The sequence below is a fragment of the Streptomyces sp. NPDC107500 genome (assembly GCF_055582785.1).
The window spans coordinates 100411-117982 of record NZ_JBVJPF010000011.1 but is presented as its reverse complement, the minus strand read 5'-3'; the positions used below and the strand labels follow the sequence as shown (position 1 = coordinate 117982).

The window sequence follows — 17572 nt, the reverse complement described above, 5'->3', positions numbered from 1 at the left end:
CCCGATGAGCCAGGCGGCACAGAACCTCAACTGGTTGATCACGAATTTCGTGGACAACACCCCGGGGGTGTCCCACACCGTCGTCGTGTCCGCCGACGGACTCCTTCTGGCGATGTCCGAGGGATTCCCCCGCGACCGCGCCGACCAGCTCGCGGCCGTCGCCTCGGGTCTGACCTCGCTGACCGCCGGGGCGTCCCGGATCTTCGAGGGCGGCGACGTGGCGCAGACGGTCGTGGAGATGGAACGTGGGTTCCTCTTCCTCATGTCCGTCTCGGACGGCTCTTCACTGGCCGTCCTCGCCCACCCGGAGTGCGACATCGGCCTCGTCGGCTACGAGATGGCGCTCCTGGTCGACCGCGCGGGTGCGGTCCTCACACCCGACTTGCGCGCTGAACTACAAGGAAGTCTGCTCCACTGATCCGCCCCGGCACCACCCGTGTTACCAAATCACCGTCCGGCCGCCACAATCCCCCCACCGGCCACATCAGACGGCTTGACTGACCGACTTGCTGTCCCGCCCGGAGGATTCATGACCCCGCCCACCGCCTCTCATGATCCGTACGCGGAGCCGTACGAGGACGAGGGCGACCAGCCGCTGGTACGTCCTTACGCGATGACCGGTGGCCGGACCAGGCCGCGCTACCAGCTCGCCATCGAGGCGCTGATCAGCACGACGGCCGACCCGGCAGCGCTCATGGGACTGCTCCCGGAGCACCAGCGGATCTGCCACCTGTGCCGCGAGGTGAAATCGGTGGCCGAGGTGTCGGCCCTGCTGGCGATGCCGCTCGGCGTGGCCAGGATCCTGGTCGCCGACCTCGCGGAGGCCGGGCTCGTCGCCATCCACCAGCCCGGCGGGGACGAGAACAACGGCGGTGCACCTGACGTGACACTGCTCGAAAGGGTGCTCAGTGGACTTCGAAAGCTCTGACGGAGGCCGGGCGACCACCTCCGCGAAGATCGTGGTCGCCGGCGGCTTCGGCGTCGGCAAGACCACGTTCGTGGGCGCCGTCTCCGAGATCAACCCGCTGCGCACCGAGGCCGTGATGACCTCTGCCAGCGCCGGGATCGACGACCTCACACACGCCGGTGACAAGACGACCACCACGGTCGCGATGGACTTCGGCCGCATCACGCTCGACCAGGACCTGATCCTGTACCTGTTCGGTACGCCCGGACAGGACCGGTTCTGGTTCATGTGGGACGACCTGGTGCGCGGCGCCATCGGCGCGGTCGTGCTCTGCGACACCCGCCGGCTGGCCGACTGCTTCCCGGCCGTCGACTACTTCGAGAACAGCGGTCTGCCGTTCGTCGTCGCGCTCAACGGCTTCGACGGGCAGCAGCCGTACTCCCCGGACGAGGTGCGCGAGGCGCTGCAGATCGGCCCGGACACCCCGATCATCACGACGGACGCCCGGCACCGCGCCGACGCCAAGTCCGCCCTGATCACGCTGGTGGAACACGCGCTGATGGCCCGCCTGCGGTAGGGCCGCGCGGGTCCGCGGGTGATCGCGGCCAAGTCGGCAGGGCCCTACGGCACTTGTCGTAGACCGGTCGGAGCCGGCTGTGTCCTTTGACACGGTCGGCTCGGCTGTTCATAACGTTTCGGCAGAGGAATCGGGTGGTACCGACACGCGACGCGGTCAACTGCTCTCGCTGCGCGCACGAAGGCCCCGTCTTTTGACGGGCCTCGCTCTTTATGACCGTTTTACGCGGGGCTTACATCACGTGTAACCCCCGCGTTCCACTGTTTGGAAGAGCGCTGGTCGCCGTGCTGGAATGCCAGAACTGCCCAAGGGTCAATCACGCACGAGACGTACTCAGCAGTAGCACGTACTCGTCGACGGACTGGGCTCTGAGACACAGCGGCACGACGTAGGTGCCGACCGCCGAGAGGTTGTTGGTCGAGTGAGGCGAAGCAAGAACAGTCCCGAGCCATCGGCCCGGGGCAACTTCACCCCGCCGCCGCGCACAGCGGCGCCCGCCCCCGCGTCTGCTGCGGAACCCCAGGACGAACCCGCCGCCGCCGGTGGCCGTTTCTCGCCGCGCAACTGGCGGGTGACCACCCGGCTGAACGCGATCCTGCTCATACCCGTGCTGGTCGGCCTGGTCATGGGCGGCTTCCAGGTGAAGAGCTCCATCGACACCTGGGGCGACGCCGAGGACGCGGAGAGCACCGCGCGTCTGGTGCAGGCCTCCCTCGGGTACGCCAACGCCCTCTACAACGAGCGCGACATCACGGCGGCCCCGCTATTGCAGGGCAAGGGCGACAAGGACGCGACCGTCACCAAGGCCCGTCAGGCGACCGACGACGCCGCCGACACCTTCGACGAGGCGGCGGCCGGCATGCCCGCCAAGCCGGGTCTGGAGCGCCGGCTGAAGGTCTTCCGCGAGCAGGAGCCCAAGCTCCAGACGCTGCGGGCGGCCGCGTACACCACCAAGCTCAAGGGCGTGGAGACCGAGGAGGGCTACACCGGTGTGGCCCACCCCCTGATGGAGTTCGCCAACGAACTCGGTCTGGGCACCGGCAACATCACCTCCTACGGCCGTACCGTCTACGCGATCTCCCTGACCAAGGCGGCGCTCTCCCTGGAGCGCTCCATCGGCATGCACATGCTGGTCAAGCCCGGTCCGGACCCCAGCCACCTCGCCAGCCAGCGGGTCGCCCTCTCCTCGTACGCCTACCTGGAGCGCATCGCGATCGAGGAGTACATCGGCGGCGGTACCGAGGCGGACGCGCAGAAGCTCGAGGACGCCGAGGCGAAGCTCAAGACGGACGGCGCGGCCATGGCCAAGGAGGCCAGGGCCAGTGACCCGGACTACGTGCCGCCGCCGTCCAACCCCACCACGATGATCTCGGAGCTGGCCCAGCTGGACTCCACGGACACCGGTGCGCGGGCGGAGCTGGCCCAGCAGGGCATCACGCCGGAAAACTGGTGGGCGGTCAACACCCTCAAGTTCGACGCGTACCAGAAGATCGAGTCGGATCTGGCCGACAAGGCGGTCTCCGAGGCGTCCACGATCGCCGACGACGCCGAGCGGGACGCCTACATCACGGGTGCCGCGGTCGTGATCGCGCTGCTCGCCGCGTTCATCCTGGCCGGCATGGTGGCGCGCCAGATGAGCCGTTCCATGCGCCAGCTGCGCAACGCCGCCTTCGGCATCGCCGAGCAGCGCCTGCCGATGCTGGTCGACCAGCTCTCCCGCACCGACCCCGGCCGGGTCGACACCCGGGTCCAGCCGATCCCGATCACCTCGACCGACGAGATCGGCGAAGTCGCCCGCGCCTTCGACCAGGTGCACCGCGAGGCGGTCCGGCTCGCCTCCGAGCAGGCTCTGCTGCGGGGCAACATCAACGCGATCTTCACCAACCTGTCGCGCCGCAACCAGTCGCTGATCGAGGGCCAGCTGAGCCTGATCACCGACCTGGAGAACAACGAGGCCGACCCCGACCAGCTGGAGAACCTCTTCCGGCTGGACCACCTCGCCACCCGTATGCGCCGCAACGGCGAGAACCTCCTGGTCCTCGCCGGCGAGGAGCCCGGCCGCCGCTGGGACCAGCCGGTCCCGCTGGTCGACGTGTTGCGCGCCGCCTCCTCCGAGGTGGAGCAGTACGAGCGCATCGAGCTGTCCGGCGTGCCGGAGGCCGAGATCCACGGCCGCGCCGTGACCGACCTCGTGCACCTGCTCGCCGAGCTGCTGGAGAACGCGACCACGTTCTCCTCCCCGCAGACCAAGGTCCGCGTCACCGCGACCCGGCTGCCCGACGGCCGCGTGATGGTGGAGATCCACGACAAGGGCATCGGCCTGACCGCCGAGGACTTCGCCGACATCAACCACAAGCTGGCCAACCCGCCGACCGTGGACGCCGCGATCTCGCAGCGCATGGGCCTGTTCGTGGTCGGGCGGCTGTCCGACCGGCACGGGATCCGGGTCCAGCTGCGCCCCTCCGGCGAGCAGGCGGGCACCACCTCGCTGGTCATGCTCCCGGACGCCATCACCCACGGTGGCGGCGGCGACCAGCAGCGCACCGAGTTCACCGTCTCGCAGATCATCCCGGAGCAGAACTTCCGGGGCGAGAACTTCTCCCAGCCCGGTCAGCCCATGCGCACCGCCGCCGAACTGGGCTTCGACGACAGCCGGTACTCCGAGGTCCCCGACGACATACGGGAGCTGGACCCCGTCGGCCGCTCGCTGATGCGCGAGGAGCGCAGGGCGGCCCTGGAGGCCCAGTCGCACCCCGAGCTGCCCGGCCCGGCGGGCCCCGACGGCGCCGGAAACGGCGGGACGCCCGGGTTCCAGGACCAGTTCACCGGTCAGCAGCCCCAGCAGTCCCAGCAGCCGGGCTACGACGCAGCCCGCGAGGCGTACGCGGATCAGCAGAGCGGCGCCTACGACCAGCAGCAGGCCTACACCGACCAGCAGCAGGCGTACCAGGAACCGCAGCAGGCGTCGTACGACGAGCGGTACTACGCGCCGAACGGCGGCCCGCAGCAGGACGAGGGCTACCCGCAGGGCGGCGGCTACGGCGACCCGTCGTCGTACGCCGAGCAGGGCCACGGCGGGCAGCAGCAGGCCGGCGCCGCGGACACGTACGCGCCCTTCGAGCAGCGCCGTGCCCAGGACGACTGGCCGCAGCAGGACGACTACCGGGGTGGCTATCCCGAGCAGTACTCCACGGGTGCTCCCGAGGCGCAATCCGTGCAGGCCGCTGACGTGAACCAGCCGGACCGCGTAGGCTTCGACCGTCCGGGCCCGGCCCCCTCCGCCGCCCACGAGATGACCAACGCCGGTCTTCCCCGCCGCGGATCCACCGCGAGCGGCGCGGGCGATGCGGGGCCTGCGGGTCACGAGACGCCGGCCGCCGCCGCTCCGGGGGCGAACGGCCGGGACAACTGGCGGTCGGCCAACGACGACCGCTGGCAGCAGGCTTCCTCGCTGCGCAAGCCCAAGGCGGGCGGGGTGACCTCGTCGGGCCTGCCGCGGCGGGTACCCAAGGCCAACCTGGTCGAGGGCGCCGCCGAAACCACTCCACAGGGAGGCCCCCAGGTCTCCCGCGCTCCGGAGGACGTCCGGGGCAGGCTGAGCAACCTGCGGCGCGGTGTCGAGCGAGGCCGCAACGCAGGCAGTGAAACGAACGGCCAGGACACAAGGAATGAACACCGTGGTCCTGACAGCACCTACAACCAGGAGCGTTAGTGTGAGCCCGATGAGCCAGGCGGCGCAGAACCTCAACTGGTTGATCACCAACTTCGTGGACAACACCCCGGGGGTGTCCCACACGGTGGTGGTCTCCGCCGACGGACTCCTTCTGGCGATGTCCGAGGGGTTCCCGCGCGACCGTGCCGACCAGCTCGCGGCCGTCGCCTCCGGTCTGACCTCGCTGACCGCCGGTGCCTCGCGCATCTTCGAGGGCGGCAGCGTGAACCAGACGGTTGTGGAGATGGAGCGGGGATTCCTGTTCATCATGTCCATTTCCGACGGCTCGTCCCTCGCCGTTCTTGCACACCCCGAGGCGGACATCGGCCTCATTGGGTACGAGATGGCCCTTCTGGTGGACCGTGCGGGCACGGTTCTGACGCCCGATCTGCGGGCTGAGCTCCAAGGCAGCCTTCTCAACTAAAGGACAGACGGTGCGTTTTGGCGTCCCGTGGCCGTAAAGTTTCGGGACGCGGCTCCACAGCGTTGGATGCCAGGCACAGTCGGAGGAGGAAAAAGTGGCAACACCCCCAGGCGGTCCGTCTTCGGGCAACTGGTCGTACGGCCCTGGTCAGGGCCAGAACGACGGCTCGGCGAACGGATACGGCTACCCCTCCGTGCCGAGTCACCGGCAGCCGTACGCGCCGCAGGGCCCCGGCCCTTCGCCGTACGACCAGCCGCAGGCTCCGCGCATCCAGCCCGTGCAGCCGCAGCGCCGCACCCCTGAGCCGGCGCCCGCGGGGGCGTCGAACAACCCCCTGGTGCGCCCGTACGCCATGACGGGCGGCCGCACCAGGCCGCGCTACCAGCTCGCCATCGAGGCGCTGGTGCACACGACCGCGCAGCCGCACCAGATGCAGGGCCAGCTGCCCGAGCATCAGCGGATCTGCAACCTCTGCCGGGAGATCAAGTCGGTGGCCGAGATCTCGGCCCTCCTGACGATCCCTCTCGGCGTGGCCAGGATCCTCGTCGCCGACTTGGCGGAGGCGGGACTGGTCGCCATCCATCAGCCCGGCGGCGACGAGAACGCCGGCGGCCAGCCAGACGTGACACTGCTCGAAAGGGTGCTCAGTGGACTTCGCAAGCTCTAGCGGCGGTCCTTCCCGCTCCACCACTTCCGCGAAGATCGTGGTGGCGGGCGGCTTCGGCGTGGGCAAGACCACGTTCGTCGGCGCTGTCTCGGAGATCAACCCGCTGCGCACCGAGGCCGTCATGACATCCGCGTCCGCGGGTATCGACGACCTCACCCACACGGGGGACAAGACGACCACCACGGTCGCCATGGACTTCGGCCGTATCACGCTCGACCAGGACCTGATCCTGTACCTCTTCGGTACGCCGGGCCAGGACCGGTTCTGGTTCATGTGGGACGACCTGGTGCGCGGCGCCATCGGTGCGATCGTGCTGGTCGACACGAGGCGGCTCGCCGACTGCTTCCCCGCCGTCGACTACTTCGAGAACTCGGGGCTGCCGTTCGTCATCGCGCTGAACGGGTTCGACGGGCAGCAGCCGTACAACCCGGACGAGGTCCGGGAGGCGTTGCAGATCGGGCCGGACACGCCGATCATCACGACGGACGCGCGGCACCGCGCCGACGCGAAGTCGGCGCTGATCACCCTGGTCGAGCACGCGCTGATGGCTCGCCTTCGCTGAACCACGCCGAGCCTGCGGGCATGCGTGCCGCCTGGGGCGGCACGGGTGGGCGCAGGCGGCAGCCCGTTGCGCCGGGTTGCGACACGCCCCCTGCGGCCACCGTGCTGCCGGGGGCTGTTCCGTTGCCGGGTGCGGGTAGTTGTCGGCTGGTCGCGCAGTTCCCCGCGCCCCTGGGTGGGCTGCCCCGGCCCGCGTCATGCGTAGAGGCCCCCTCCTGGACGGAGGGGGCCTCTACGTGTGTCTCGGCGTCAGCGCCAGCTGTGCGGGGCGCGGAAGCCCGGCTCGCGCTCCAGGCGGCGCCAGCCCGCGCGGACGCGGCCGCCGCCGTGGGTCGGCGGGATCTCGGCGGGGCGGGCGGCGGCGCGGGCGAGGAGGAGGGCCGTGATGGCGGCGACCTCCTCGGGCTCGGCGTGGCCCTTCTCGACGCGGATGTCGGGAGTGGACATGGGGGTGGCTCCTCGGGTCACTGCGGCGGGTTGCCGTGCTTGCGGGAGGGCAGGTCGGCGTGCTTGGTGTGGAGCATCGCCAGGGAACGGGCGAGCACCTCGCGGGTCTCGGCGGGGTCGATGACGTCGTCGACCAGGCCGCGCTCGGCCGCGTAGTAGGGGTGCATCAGCTCGGCCTTGTACTCCTTGACCATGCGGGCCCGCATGGCCTCGGGGTCCTCGGCACCGGCGATCTGGCGGCGGAAGATGACGCCCGCGGCACCTTCCGCGCCCATGACGGCGATCTCGTTGGTCGGCCAGGCGTAGGTGAGGTCGGCGCCGATGGACTGCGAGTCCATGACGATGTAAGCACCTCCGTACGCCTTGCGCAGGATGAGCGAGATCCGGGGCACGGTCGCGTTGCAGTACGCGTAGAGCAGCTTGGCGCCGTGGCGGATGATGCCGCCGTGCTCCTGGTCGACGCCGGGCAGGAAGCCGGGTACGTCCAGAAGGGTGACGATCGGGATGTTGAAGGCGTCGCACATCTGGACGAAGCGGGCGGCCTTCTCGGAGGCCTCGATGTCCAGGACCCCGGCCAGGGCCTGCGGCTGGTTGGCGACGATGCCCACGACCTGGCCGTCGAGGCGGGCCAGCGCGCAGATGATGTTGCGGGCCCAGCGCTCGTGGACCTCCAGGTACTCGCCGTCGTCGACGATCTCCTCGATGACCTTGGTCATGTCGTACGGACGGTTGCCGTCCGCCGGGACCAGGTCGAGCAGGACGTCCGAGCGGCGGTCCACCGGATCCGAGGAGTCGTGGCGCGGCGGGTTCTCGCGGTTGTTCTGCGGGAGCAGCGAGAGGAGGTAGCGGACCTCGCCGAGGCAGGTCTCCTCGTCGTCGTACGCGAAGTGGGCCACGCCGCTGGTCTCGGCGTGCACGTCGGCGCCGCCCAGGCCGTTCTGGGTGATCTCCTCGCCGGTGACGGCCTTGACCACGTCCGGGCCGGTGATGAACATCTGCGAGGTGTCGCGGACCATGAACACGAAGTCGGTGAGGGCGGGGCTGTAGGCCGCGCCGCCCGCGCACGGGCCGAGCATCACGCTGATCTGCGGGATGACACCGGACGCCCGCGTGTTGCGCTGGAAGATGCCGCCGTACCCGGCGAGCGCGGACACGCCCTCCTGGATGCGGGCGCCGGCGCCGTCGTTGAGGGAGACCAGCGGGGCACCGGCCGCGATGGCCATGTCCATGATCTTGTGGATCTTCGTGGCGTGGGCCTCGCCCAGGGCGCCGCCGAAGATGCGGAAGTCGTGGGCGTAGACGAAGACCGTGCGGCCCTCCACCGTGCCCCAGCCGGTGATCACACCGTCGGTGTAGGGCTTCTTGGCCTCCAGGCCGAAGCCGGTCGCCCGGTGCCGGCGCAGCTGCTCGACCTCGCGGAAGGAGCCGGCGTCCAGGAGCAGCTCGATGCGCTCACGGGCCGTCAGCTTGCCCTTGGCGTGCTGCGCCGCCGTGGCCTTCTCGCTCGGCCCGGCCAGCGCCTGCGCACGGATCTCGTGCAGTTCGGCCACTCGCCCGCGCGCGTCCGTCGGCTCACCCGGCGCCTCATCCAAAACGGTCATGTAGCGACTCTACGAAGCCGACCGCCGAATGCGAGCCGTCGACTCCGTACAGTCTCCGACGTGTTTTCCTGGTAGCACCGAACAGAACCCCTGCGCCATGCAGCCGTTTCGACTGCTCAGAGGGCCTCTCCCTTGTAGGGGTCACACAAAGTCGTCAGCTGAGAGCCACCTCACATTCATGGGTGGTACATACCACCCCTGGAGTGACGCGGAGGCGCAGACGGCGGCCGGTGGCCAGGATCTCGACCGTCTCGTCGGACCGCACCGCGGCCCGCACCGGGTGGTCCCATTCGATCTCCAGGGGCTCCCCGGAGCGCGGCGGTTCGCTCACGCAGAGGGTAGCGGTACGGCCCCTGCGGCGGACCAGCACACTCGCCCCGGCCGTCGCGGTGAGCGGGCCCGCCGTGCCGGCCCGCCAGAAGTTCGCCGCGGTGAGGCCGAGCGAGGGGACGGCGACCGCCTGCCGCCCGTCGTCGTTGGCGAGGACCCGCACCCGGCCGCGGTCGGCGGCGCGGCGGGCGACCGCGCCCCTGGAGGCACCGGGCATGAGGACGTAGACGTAACCGGCGTCGGCGGGGTCGGTGCCGTGGTCCAGCCAGAGGGTCTGCCAGCGGCGGGTGCGGCGCTCGGTGGTGCTGGTGGTGTTGATGTCGGACCAGGCTCCGGTGCGGTCCTCGCGCAGGGTCCGCAGGCCGCCCCCGGGCACGATCCAGCCGCCGTGCCCCTCCAGATGGGCCCAGTCCCGGCCCCGCACGAGGGCCTGGGTGCCGCCCTCGCCGAGGTTCCGGTTGTCGACCACCGTCTCGACCGGGACCCCGTCCGTACAGGTGATGCCGGCGCCGAGGCAGACCACCTCGTCGTCGAGGAAGAACCAGGACTTGCGGGCCTCCAGGGTCGAGCCGAGGCCCTTCAGGTGCTGGCCCACGGCCGCGTACTCGCCGTCGGTGGTGCCGCCGACCCAGCGCACGCCGGGCTTGGGGGCGCCCCACTCGCCGCCGGCCCGGTCGGCCAGGCGCTTGGTGGAGACGGTGGTACCGGGCAGCCGGTACCAGTCGACGGTGGGCCAGAACCAGTCTGTGTACTGGTCGGACCGATCGGACCGGCCGGATTCCGCCCCGTTCGCCCACCAGCTGAGCATGCCCGCGCCGGTGTGCCAGCCGCGCGGGTTCTCTCCGTTGCCGCACTCGTAGAAGGAGATGCGGTCGCTCGCCATCGCGAGGCCCGCGGTGAAGGCCGGGCGGCGGTGCACGGCGCGGTCCATGGCGGCGAAGAGGCGGTGGCCGGTGGGCTCGGGCGCGGCCTCGACGGGGGCGGCGGCGATCGCGTGCAGCCGGGCCAGGTCGGCGACCGGGAACTGGGGAGCCGTGAGGACGGGCGTGACGGTGTCCCGTTCGATCCAGCCCTTGATCCGCGCGTGCCAGCGGTCGCGCTCGGTCCCGCTCGCGCCGCCCGCGAGGACGGCCATGGCGGCGATGATCTGCTGCCCGTGGAAGTGGTCGCTGCGCATCACGTGCAGGTCGTCGCCGGCCAGGTAACCCCGGCTGATGGCACGGCCGTTGACGGCGTCCATCACCAGTCCGTCGTGGATGAGGGGGGCGTAGGCGTGCTCGACGCTGTCGAGGACGATCTGCTTGCCGGGGTCGGTCACCTCCCACTGCGAGCCGGCGAGCAGGGTGAACAGCCGCCCGAGGCCGTCCAGCATGACCTGGCCGTACGTACCCGAGTAGGCGACCCAGGTGTGCTGCACGAACGAGCCGTCGGCGTAGAGGCCGTCTCCCTGGGTGACGTGGGGGAAGACCGGCGAGAGGGCGTCGCGGGCCAGGGCGATCCTGTCGGGCGTGCGGCCCAGGACGCCGCGCAGGGCGACGGAGCGGCAGAGGTCGACGCGGTTGGCGCCGGTGGAAGTGCCGGAGTAGTCGCGGAGCATCGCGTCGGGGATGAAATGGTCCACGGCGGCGCAGGCGGCGGCGACCCGGTCGGCGCCCACGTGGTCGTACAGGGCGGCCGTGATGCCCGTCAGGAGGCGCGGGCTGCCGATCTGCCACTCCCACCAGTTGCCGTAGCGGGTGGTGCCTGGGTTGTAGACGGTGGCCGACAGGTGGTCGAGGCCGCGCAGGATGTCGGCGAGGAGCGCGGGGTCGCCGGTGGAGCCGGTGCCCTGCTGCACGTACGCCTCGGTCATCGTCCACAGGCGGCCGTAGGCGAACGTGATGCCGGCGGGCGGGTCGAAGGGGTGGCCGGGCCACAGGGAGGTGGAGGTCGGCGCCATGGTGGCGCGGTGGTCGCGGGCGCGTTCACCGGTCTCCGCGAGGCGGGACGCGTACGGCTCGGCGGCCGGGTCGTAGCCGGTGCCGAGGGCGATGTCGAGCCAGCGCCGGCGGAGGGTGTCGTAGGGGTCGGCGGCGGCCGCGGCGGGCGTTGCGCCAAGAGCGGGGGGCAGCGCGGCGGCCACGGCGGCCGTCAGAAGGAGGGAGCGTCGGGTGGGTCCGGCGCCGGGCCGGGGGGCGTGCGGCCACGTGGAGGTCATGCTCATGACCCTTCCCCGCCGCCGACGGCGCTACGTCCCTCGCGGCCGTCCGGGTGAATCCGGCGCGCCACGCCGCGCAGATCCGTTGAATGTTCAATGGAATAGGTCTACAGTCGTCACCGTTGGATTGGTTGAACATTCAACATCGAGCGTCCGGACCCCCAGGAGGACATCATGAGCAGCACCCCCGACCTCGCCACCCTGACCGGCGAGTACACGATCGACCCCGCCCACACCACGATCGGCTTCACCGCGCGCCACGCGATGGTCACCAACGTCAAGGGCAAGTTTCTCGACTTCAGCGGCACGCTACACCTGGACGGCGGCGACCCGAGCCGCTCCACGGCGTCCCTGGACGTCACGATGGACAGCATCGACACGGGGTCCCCGGACCGCGACGGCCACCTGAAGAGCTCGGACTTCTTCAAGACGGACGAGTTCCCGACGATGACCTTCCGCTCCACCGGTGCGGAGTCCCTCGGCGGCGACGACTACCGCATCACCGGCGACCTCACGATCCTCGGCACCACCAAGCCGCTCGCCATCGACCTGGAGTTCAACGGCGCGGCCAAGGACCCCTTCGGCAACGAGCGCGTCGGCTTCGAGGGCAAGGCCGAGATCAAGCGCTCGGAGTGGGGGCTCACCTGGAACGCGACCCTGGAGACGGGCGGCGTCCTGGTCTCCGACAAGATCAAGCTGAACTTCGACATCTCGGCGATCAAGCAGGGCTGAGGTCCACGTCCGCGGCGGCCCGGAGGCGGACACGCCGGCCGGGCCAGCCGATCGTCCGGTAGATCGCGTTGTACTGGGCGACGGAACGGTCCGCCGGCATCAGATCGTCGTCCTCGGGGCCCCGGACCGACGTGGTGTGCCCGTCGGCGACGACGACCAGGTCGTACCCCCGGCTCAGGGCCTGCCGTGCCGTGGTGTCCACGCAGATCTCGGTGGCGAACCCGGTCACGATCACCTCGGTGACGCCGAGTTCCTTCAGGAGCGCGTCGAGGCCGGTGTCCAGGAAACCGTCCGGCGTGGTCTTGTCGACGACCGGCTCACCCGCCCGCGGTGCCAGCTCGGGCACGACCTGCCAGCCCTCGGTGCCGAAGACCATGCCCTCGTCCCGCTGCCGGACCGTCACCACCGGCACCCCGGCGGCGCGGGCGCGTTCACTCAGCCCCGCGATCGCGGCGACCGTCTCGGCGCCCCGGTGCGCCATCGCGACCGTGGCGTTCTGCATGTCGATCACGAGGAGTGCGCTGCGGGGCGGCATGGGCCCACCGTAGCGACGCGGGACCTCAGGCCGCCTCCGCATTTCCCAGCAGCTCCCGCACCCGGTCGAGGGCGTGGCCGAACGGGTCCGGGAAGACCCCCACGCCGTGTGCGACCAGCGCGCCCTCGTGCAGCAGCATCAGCGTGCGCGCCAGCCGGTCCGCCCCGGCCGCGTCGATCTCCCGGGCGAGACCGGTGAAGAGGTCGAGCATCCACCGCTTCTGCCCGGTGATGACCGGATGCGCCGGATGGGACGGATCGCTGATCTCGGCGTGCGCGTTGATCATGCTGCACCCCTTGGCGCCGTACTCCCCCGCCCACGCGCGCGACGCCTCGAAGACCGCCAGGACCCGTACGTCCGGCCCTTGTCCCGCGACCGCTTCGAGGCGGCCGGCGAGGAGTTCCCGCCAGCGCTCGTCACGGCCGGCCAGGTACTCCACGACGATCTGCTCCTTCGAGCCGAACCGGTCGTAGAGCGTCTTCTTGGTGACCCCCGCCTCGGCGGCGACGAGGTCCACGCCCACGGCGTGGATGCCGCGCTCGTAGAACAACCGCTCGGCCGCCTCCAGGACACGTCGCGCACCGGGTGTCATGCGGACGCGGTGCGGCTTCTGAACAGACTCCATGACGAGAAGTATACAGATCTGTATAGTGGGCACCCGAGACGAGTAAACCGATCTGTCTACTCATCGAGATGGGAAGGTGGGGTTCCTCGTGAACGCCCTGCTCTCGGCCGCCTTCGTCCTGTGCTGGAGCTCCGGTTTCATCGGCGCCAAGCTCGGCGCCGGGACCGCGGACGCGACGACGCTCCTGATGTGGCGCTTCGTGCCGCTCGCCCTGGTCCTGATCGCCGTCGCGGCCGTCTCACGCGCGGCGTGGCGCGGGCTGACCCGCCGGGAGGCCGGCCGGCAGGTCGCGATCGGCGCCCTGTCGCAGAGCGGCTACCTGCTCAGCGTCTACTACGCCATCCAGCTCGGTGTCTCCAGCGGCACCACCGCCCTGATCGACGGCGTGCAGCCGCTGGTCGCCGGCGCGCTCGCCGGTCCGCTGCTGCGGCAGTACGTCTCACGCCGGCAGTGGCTCGGACTCTGGCTGGGACTGGCCGGCGTCGCCACGGTCACGACGGCCGATGCCGCCGCGGCCGGTGCGGACGTGCCGTGGTGGGCGTACTTCGTGCCCTTCCTCGGCATGCTGTCGCTGGTGGCGGCCACCTTCCTGGAGGGCCGTTCGCGGGCCCCGGTCGCACCCCGGGCCGCGCTGACGATCCACTGTGTGACCAGCGCCGTCCTCTTCTCGGGCCTGGCCTTCGGTGCCGGGGCCGCCGCGCCGCCCGCCGACTCGTCCTTCTGGCTGGCGACGGCCTGGCTCGTGGTGCTGCCGACGTTCGGCGGCTACGGGCTGTACTGGCTGATCATGCGCCGGTCCGGTGTCACCGAGGTGAACACCCTGATGTTCCTCATGGCTCCGGTCACCGCCGTGTGGGGCGCCCTGATGTTCGGCGAGCACTTCGGTCCTCAGACGGCCGTGGGTCTCGCGGTCGGCCTCGCGGCGGTGGTCGTCGTGCGGCGCGGGGCGAAGCCCTCACGGGCGGCGATGGTGGAACCGGTCGAGGAGACCGACGGGACACACCGGGACGTGGACCGCGCAACCGTGCGGGCGTCCTCCCGATGACCACGGTCCGCCGCTCAGAAACCGCCGCCGAAGTCGCCGCCGCCGAATCCGCCGCCGCCGCCGAAGTCGCCGAACCCGCCCCCGAAGTCACCGGAGTCGAAGTCGCCGCCGGAGACGTCGCCGCCCGTGTGGCCGCCGAAGTCGCCGTAGCCGTCGCCGTAACCGGCGCCGTAGGCCGGGCCGGCCATCATGCTGCCGAGCAGGGTGCCGACCAGCAGGCCGGGCAGGATGCCGGCGCCGAAGTAGCCGCCCGCCCAGGGGCCGTACGCCGGGCCCGCGTCCCAGTAGGGGCGGCGGCCCTGGTCGGTGTCCACCTCGCGGACCATCGGGTCCAGGCCGTCGGACAACCGGGCCTGGTCGGCCGCGCAGACCGGCACCTCGCGGGTGGCGCCGCCCGGCGGGGTCCAGGTGGCGTCGGCGACGGACGGGCCGTGACGCGGGTCGAAGAAGCAGGGCGGGCGGCGATCGGGCAGCGGCCGTCCCTCACGGCGGGCGGCGAGCCGCGCGAGCGAGAAGCGGCCGTCCTCCAGCGACTGGGTGACCGCCCGCACGTCCTCCGGTTTTCGGGCGTTGCCCATGAACGTCTTGGCCTGCTCGTACGCGTCGAGGCCGTGTTCGTAGTCCGCGCGCATCGCGTCGTCGGCGCCCGGCTCCCCGGGGTGGAAGTCCAGGCGGTCCAGTTCCTCGCCGTAGGCGGTGATGTCCTCGTCCACCACTACGCGCAGCTTCTCCAGCGCCGCCCGCTGCTCCTCCTCGCGGCGCAGCCGGTTGCGCCGGGCGATCGCGTAGGCGCCCGCGCCGGCCGCCGCGACGACCGCGCCCGCGGTGATCAGGGCGCCGGTCGGCGCGGTGGCGCCGCCGGAGTCCCAGGAGGAGGGGGCCGAGCCGCGTACGCTGCGCAGCGCGTCGTCGACGAAGTCGTTGAGCTGGGCCTTGGTGTCGCCCGCGCCCTGCGCCGCCGTGACCAGGTTGTTCACGCCCTGGCGGCTCAGCACGCTGCTGTCGGCGCGGGCGTCGAACCGGTCGCCGAGGCGGATGCCGTACAGGCCGGTGATGCCGGTCTCGGTGCGCAGGTTCTGGAAGAGGTTGTCCGTCGGGTAGCCGGCCGGGAGCACCGCCACGAAGACCGGTTCGTCCGCGGCCTCGATCTTGTCGGCGAGCGCGTCGGCGTCCGCGTCGGAGAGCAGGTCGGAGACGGCCGGGTCGACGTACACGGGACTCTCGCGCAGGGCCGCCCCGATCTCGGAGACGTCGGTGGCGGCCTGCGCGCCGGGCGCACCGGCCATCAGCACCGCCAGCGCGGCGATCACCGGCGCGATCAGGAGGCGTATGAGGACTTGAGCGCGGGCGTCCTTCATACCTTCGAAAATACCCGAACACGCCTCAATCAGACATAAGTGCGGGTTAGAGATTCGCCACGGAAGACGGAGTCAGGCCGCGGGCGTCACTCCCGCCCGCAGCAGCCCGTACGTGTACGCGTCCTCCAGGGCCTGCCAGGAGGCGGCGATGACGTTCTCCGCGACGCCCACCGTGGCCCACTCCCCCGTGCCGTCGCTGGTGGAGATGAGGACCCTGGTCGTGGACTGGGTGCCGTGCACGCCCTCCAGGATGCGGACCTTGTAGTCGACCAGGTCCAGCTTGGCCAGCTCCGGGTAGAGCTTCTCCAGCGCCACGCGCAGGGACCGGTCCAGGGCGTTGACCGGGCCGTTGCCCTCGGCGGTGGCGACGATGCGCTCGCCCTTGGCCCAGAGCTTGACGGTGGCCTCGTTGGCGTGGCTGCCGTCGGGGCGGTCCTCGGTGATCGCCCGCCAGGACTCGACCTCGAAGTACTTGAGCGGCCTGCCCTCGGCCTCGGCGCGCAGCAGCAGCTCGAAGCTGGCGTCGGCGGCCTCGTACGTGTAGCCGGCCAGCTCGCGCTCCTTGACCCGCTCGACGACCCGGCCGACCAGTTCGCGGTCGCCGCCGAGGTCGACGCCGAGCTCCTTGCCCTTCAGCTCGATGGAGGCGCGGCCGGCCATGTCGGAGACCAGCATCCGCATGGTGTTGCCGACCAGCTCGGGGTCGATGTGCTGGTAGAGGTCGGGATCGACCTTGATCGCGGAGGCGTGCAGGCCGGCCTTGTGCGCGAAGGCGGAGACCCCGACGTAGGGCTGGTGGGTGGAGGGGGTGAGGTTCACGACCTCGGCGATGGCGTGCGAGATCCGGGTCATCTCGCGCAGCCGGCCCTCGGGCAGCACCCGCTTGCCGTACTTCAGCTCCAGCGCGGCCACGACCGGGAACAGGTTGGCGTTGCCGACGCGCTCGCCGTAGCCGTTGGCCGTGCACTGGACGTGGGTCGCGCCCGCGTCGACGGCGGCCAGGGTGTTGGCCACGGCGCAGCCCGTGTCGTCCTGGGCGTGGATGCCGAGCCGGGCGCCGGTGTCGGCCAGCACCGTGGCGACCACGGCCTGGATCTGCGCCGGGAGCATGCCGCCGTTGGTGTCGCAGAGGATGACGACGTCGGCGCCGGCCTCGGAGGCGGTGCGGACGACCGCCTTCGCGTACTCGGGGTTGGCGCGGTAGCCGTCGAAGAAGTGCTCGCAGTCGACGAAGACCCGGCGGCCCTGGGCCTTCAGGTGGGAGACCGTGTCGGCCACCATCGCCAGGTTCTCGTCCAGCGTGGTGCGCAGGGCCAGCTCCACGTGCCGGTCGTGGGACTTGGCGACCAGGGTGATCACCTGGGCGCCGGACTCCAGCAGCGCCCTGACCTGGTGGTCCTCGGCGGCGGTCGCGCCCGGACGGCGGGTGGCGCCGAAGGCGACCAACTGGGCGTGCCGGAAGTCGATCTCCTGCTGGGCGCGGGCGAAGAACTCGGTGTCGCGCGGGTTGGCGCCGGGCCAGCCGCCCTCGATGAAGCCCACACCGAAGTCGTCCAGGTGCCGTGCGATGGCCAGCTTGTCCGCGACCGTGAGGTTGATGCCCTCGCGCTGCGCGCCGTCGCGCAGGGTGGTGTCGAAGACGTGGAACGAATCGTCGAGTTCGCTGGTTGCGGTCATGATCTGAAGGCTCCTGTATGGGATCTCGGTCTACCGGAATGACCGGTTCCACCGTCCGTCTATGATCCCTCGCGCTCTCTTCCCGGCTTGGGGTGGGCCAGGAAAACGAAAAACCCCTCGCGGGTGCGAGAGGTCTGCGCGCGGGTCGAGGACGACGGTGTCCGCCCGTACCTGGTC

General features: G+C 70.9%; 16 protein-coding genes. 9 read left to right on the top strand and 7 right to left on the bottom strand.

Features of this window, described 5'->3' with window-relative positions; translation table 11 throughout:
- Positions 1 to 4 precede the first annotated feature (4 nt).
- The 7 genes from ACZ67M_RS35845 to ACZ67M_RS35815 all read left to right on the top strand — a co-directional run bounded on the left by ACZ67M_RS35845 (position 5) and on the right by ACZ67M_RS35815 (position 6849).
- Positions 5 to 418, top strand: a complete 414-nt coding sequence (locus ACZ67M_RS35845; protein WP_005479910.1) for a roadblock/LC7 domain-containing protein — start codon at positions 5 to 7, stop codon at positions 416 to 418.
- A 111-nt stretch (positions 419 to 529) separates the two neighbouring features.
- Positions 530 to 928: a DUF742 domain-containing protein gene (locus ACZ67M_RS35840; protein ID WP_003973454.1), complete on the top strand. Its 399-nt coding sequence runs from the start codon at positions 530 to 532 to the stop codon at positions 926 to 928.
- The gene (locus ACZ67M_RS35835) at positions 909 to 1484 is read left to right on the top strand and encodes a GTP-binding protein (RefSeq protein WP_003973455.1); all 576 of its coding nucleotides are present in this window, start codon (positions 909 to 911) and stop codon (positions 1482 to 1484) included. The genes ACZ67M_RS35840 and ACZ67M_RS35835 overlap by 20 nt, the downstream gene beginning before the upstream one ends.
- A gap of 421 nt (positions 1485 to 1905) precedes the next feature.
- On the top strand, positions 1906 to 5196 hold the full coding sequence (locus ACZ67M_RS35830) for a nitrate- and nitrite sensing domain-containing protein (RefSeq protein ID WP_392016591.1): 3291 nt from the start codon (positions 1906 to 1908) through the stop codon (positions 5194 to 5196).
- A gap of 10 nt (positions 5197 to 5206) precedes the next feature.
- Entirely contained in the window at positions 5207 to 5620 is a 414-nt protein-coding gene (locus ACZ67M_RS35825) for a roadblock/LC7 domain-containing protein (protein WP_004983065.1), read from the top strand.
- A 94-nt stretch (positions 5621 to 5714) separates the two neighbouring features.
- Positions 5715 to 6287, top strand: a complete 573-nt coding sequence (locus ACZ67M_RS35820) for a DUF742 domain-containing protein (RefSeq protein WP_161330911.1) — start codon at positions 5715 to 5717, stop codon at positions 6285 to 6287.
- Positions 6268 to 6849 (top strand): GTP-binding protein, encoded by a 582-nt coding sequence (locus tag ACZ67M_RS35815; protein WP_009314218.1) that lies wholly within the window; start codon positions 6268 to 6270, stop codon positions 6847 to 6849. Before ACZ67M_RS35820 ends, ACZ67M_RS35815 begins: the two co-directional genes overlap by 20 nt.
- A 248-nt stretch (positions 6850 to 7097) precedes the next feature.
- Here the strand turns inward: ACZ67M_RS35815 and ACZ67M_RS35810 are convergent, their stop codons facing one another.
- From ACZ67M_RS35810 to ACZ67M_RS35800, 3 genes are all read right to left on the bottom strand, one after another.
- Positions 7098 to 7295: an acyl-CoA carboxylase epsilon subunit gene (locus tag ACZ67M_RS35810; protein ID WP_064729996.1), complete on the bottom strand. Its 198-nt coding sequence runs from the start codon at positions 7293 to 7295 to the stop codon at positions 7098 to 7100.
- A gap of 17 nt (positions 7296 to 7312) precedes the next feature.
- Complete coding sequence (locus ACZ67M_RS35805; protein WP_361367016.1) at positions 7313 to 8896, bottom strand: acyl-CoA carboxylase subunit beta; 1584 nt, start codon at positions 8894 to 8896, stop codon at positions 7313 to 7315.
- 154 nt (positions 8897 to 9050) lie between these two features.
- Positions 9051 to 11423, bottom strand: coding sequence for a polysaccharide lyase 8 family protein (locus tag ACZ67M_RS35800; RefSeq protein WP_469854194.1), 2373 nt, complete (start codon positions 11421 to 11423; stop codon positions 9051 to 9053).
- Between the two features lie 174 nt (positions 11424 to 11597).
- On the opposite strand from ACZ67M_RS35800, the gene ACZ67M_RS35795 reads away from it, so the two are divergent.
- A complete protein-coding gene (locus ACZ67M_RS35795) occupies positions 11598 to 12155 on the top strand; it encodes a YceI family protein (RefSeq protein WP_361367013.1) in 558 nt (185 codons plus the stop codon).
- On the opposite strand, the gene ACZ67M_RS35790 is transcribed toward ACZ67M_RS35795, so the two are convergent.
- Together ACZ67M_RS35790 and ACZ67M_RS35785 are read right to left on the bottom strand one after the other, a co-directional pair.
- Entirely contained in the window at positions 12142 to 12690 is a 549-nt protein-coding gene (locus ACZ67M_RS35790) for a cysteine hydrolase family protein (RefSeq protein ID WP_361367010.1), read from the bottom strand. The two genes, ACZ67M_RS35795 and ACZ67M_RS35790, sit on opposite strands and share 14 nt — an antisense overlap.
- A gap of 25 nt (positions 12691 to 12715) precedes the next feature.
- The gene (locus ACZ67M_RS35785) at positions 12716 to 13315 is read right to left on the bottom strand and encodes a TetR/AcrR family transcriptional regulator (RefSeq protein ID WP_469854142.1); all 600 of its coding nucleotides are present in this window, start codon (positions 13313 to 13315) and stop codon (positions 12716 to 12718) included.
- 88 nt (positions 13316 to 13403) lie between these two features.
- On the opposite strand from ACZ67M_RS35785, the gene ACZ67M_RS35780 reads away from it, so the two are divergent.
- On the top strand, positions 13404 to 14360 hold the full coding sequence (locus ACZ67M_RS35780; RefSeq protein WP_361367004.1) for a DMT family transporter: 957 nt from the start codon (positions 13404 to 13406) through the stop codon (positions 14358 to 14360).
- Positions 14361 to 14374: 14 nt separating this feature from the next.
- Here ACZ67M_RS35780 and ACZ67M_RS35775 read toward each other — a convergent pair whose 3' ends face one another.
- Complete coding sequence (locus ACZ67M_RS35775; RefSeq protein ID WP_469854141.1) at positions 14375 to 15718, bottom strand: hypothetical protein; 1344 nt, start codon at positions 15716 to 15718, stop codon at positions 14375 to 14377.
- 72 nt (positions 15719 to 15790) lie between these two features.
- The gene (gene cimA, locus ACZ67M_RS35770) at positions 15791 to 17395 is read right to left on the bottom strand and encodes a citramalate synthase (RefSeq protein ID WP_392016574.1); all 1605 of its coding nucleotides are present in this window, start codon (positions 17393 to 17395) and stop codon (positions 15791 to 15793) included.
- Positions 17396 to 17572: the final 177 nt, after the last annotated feature.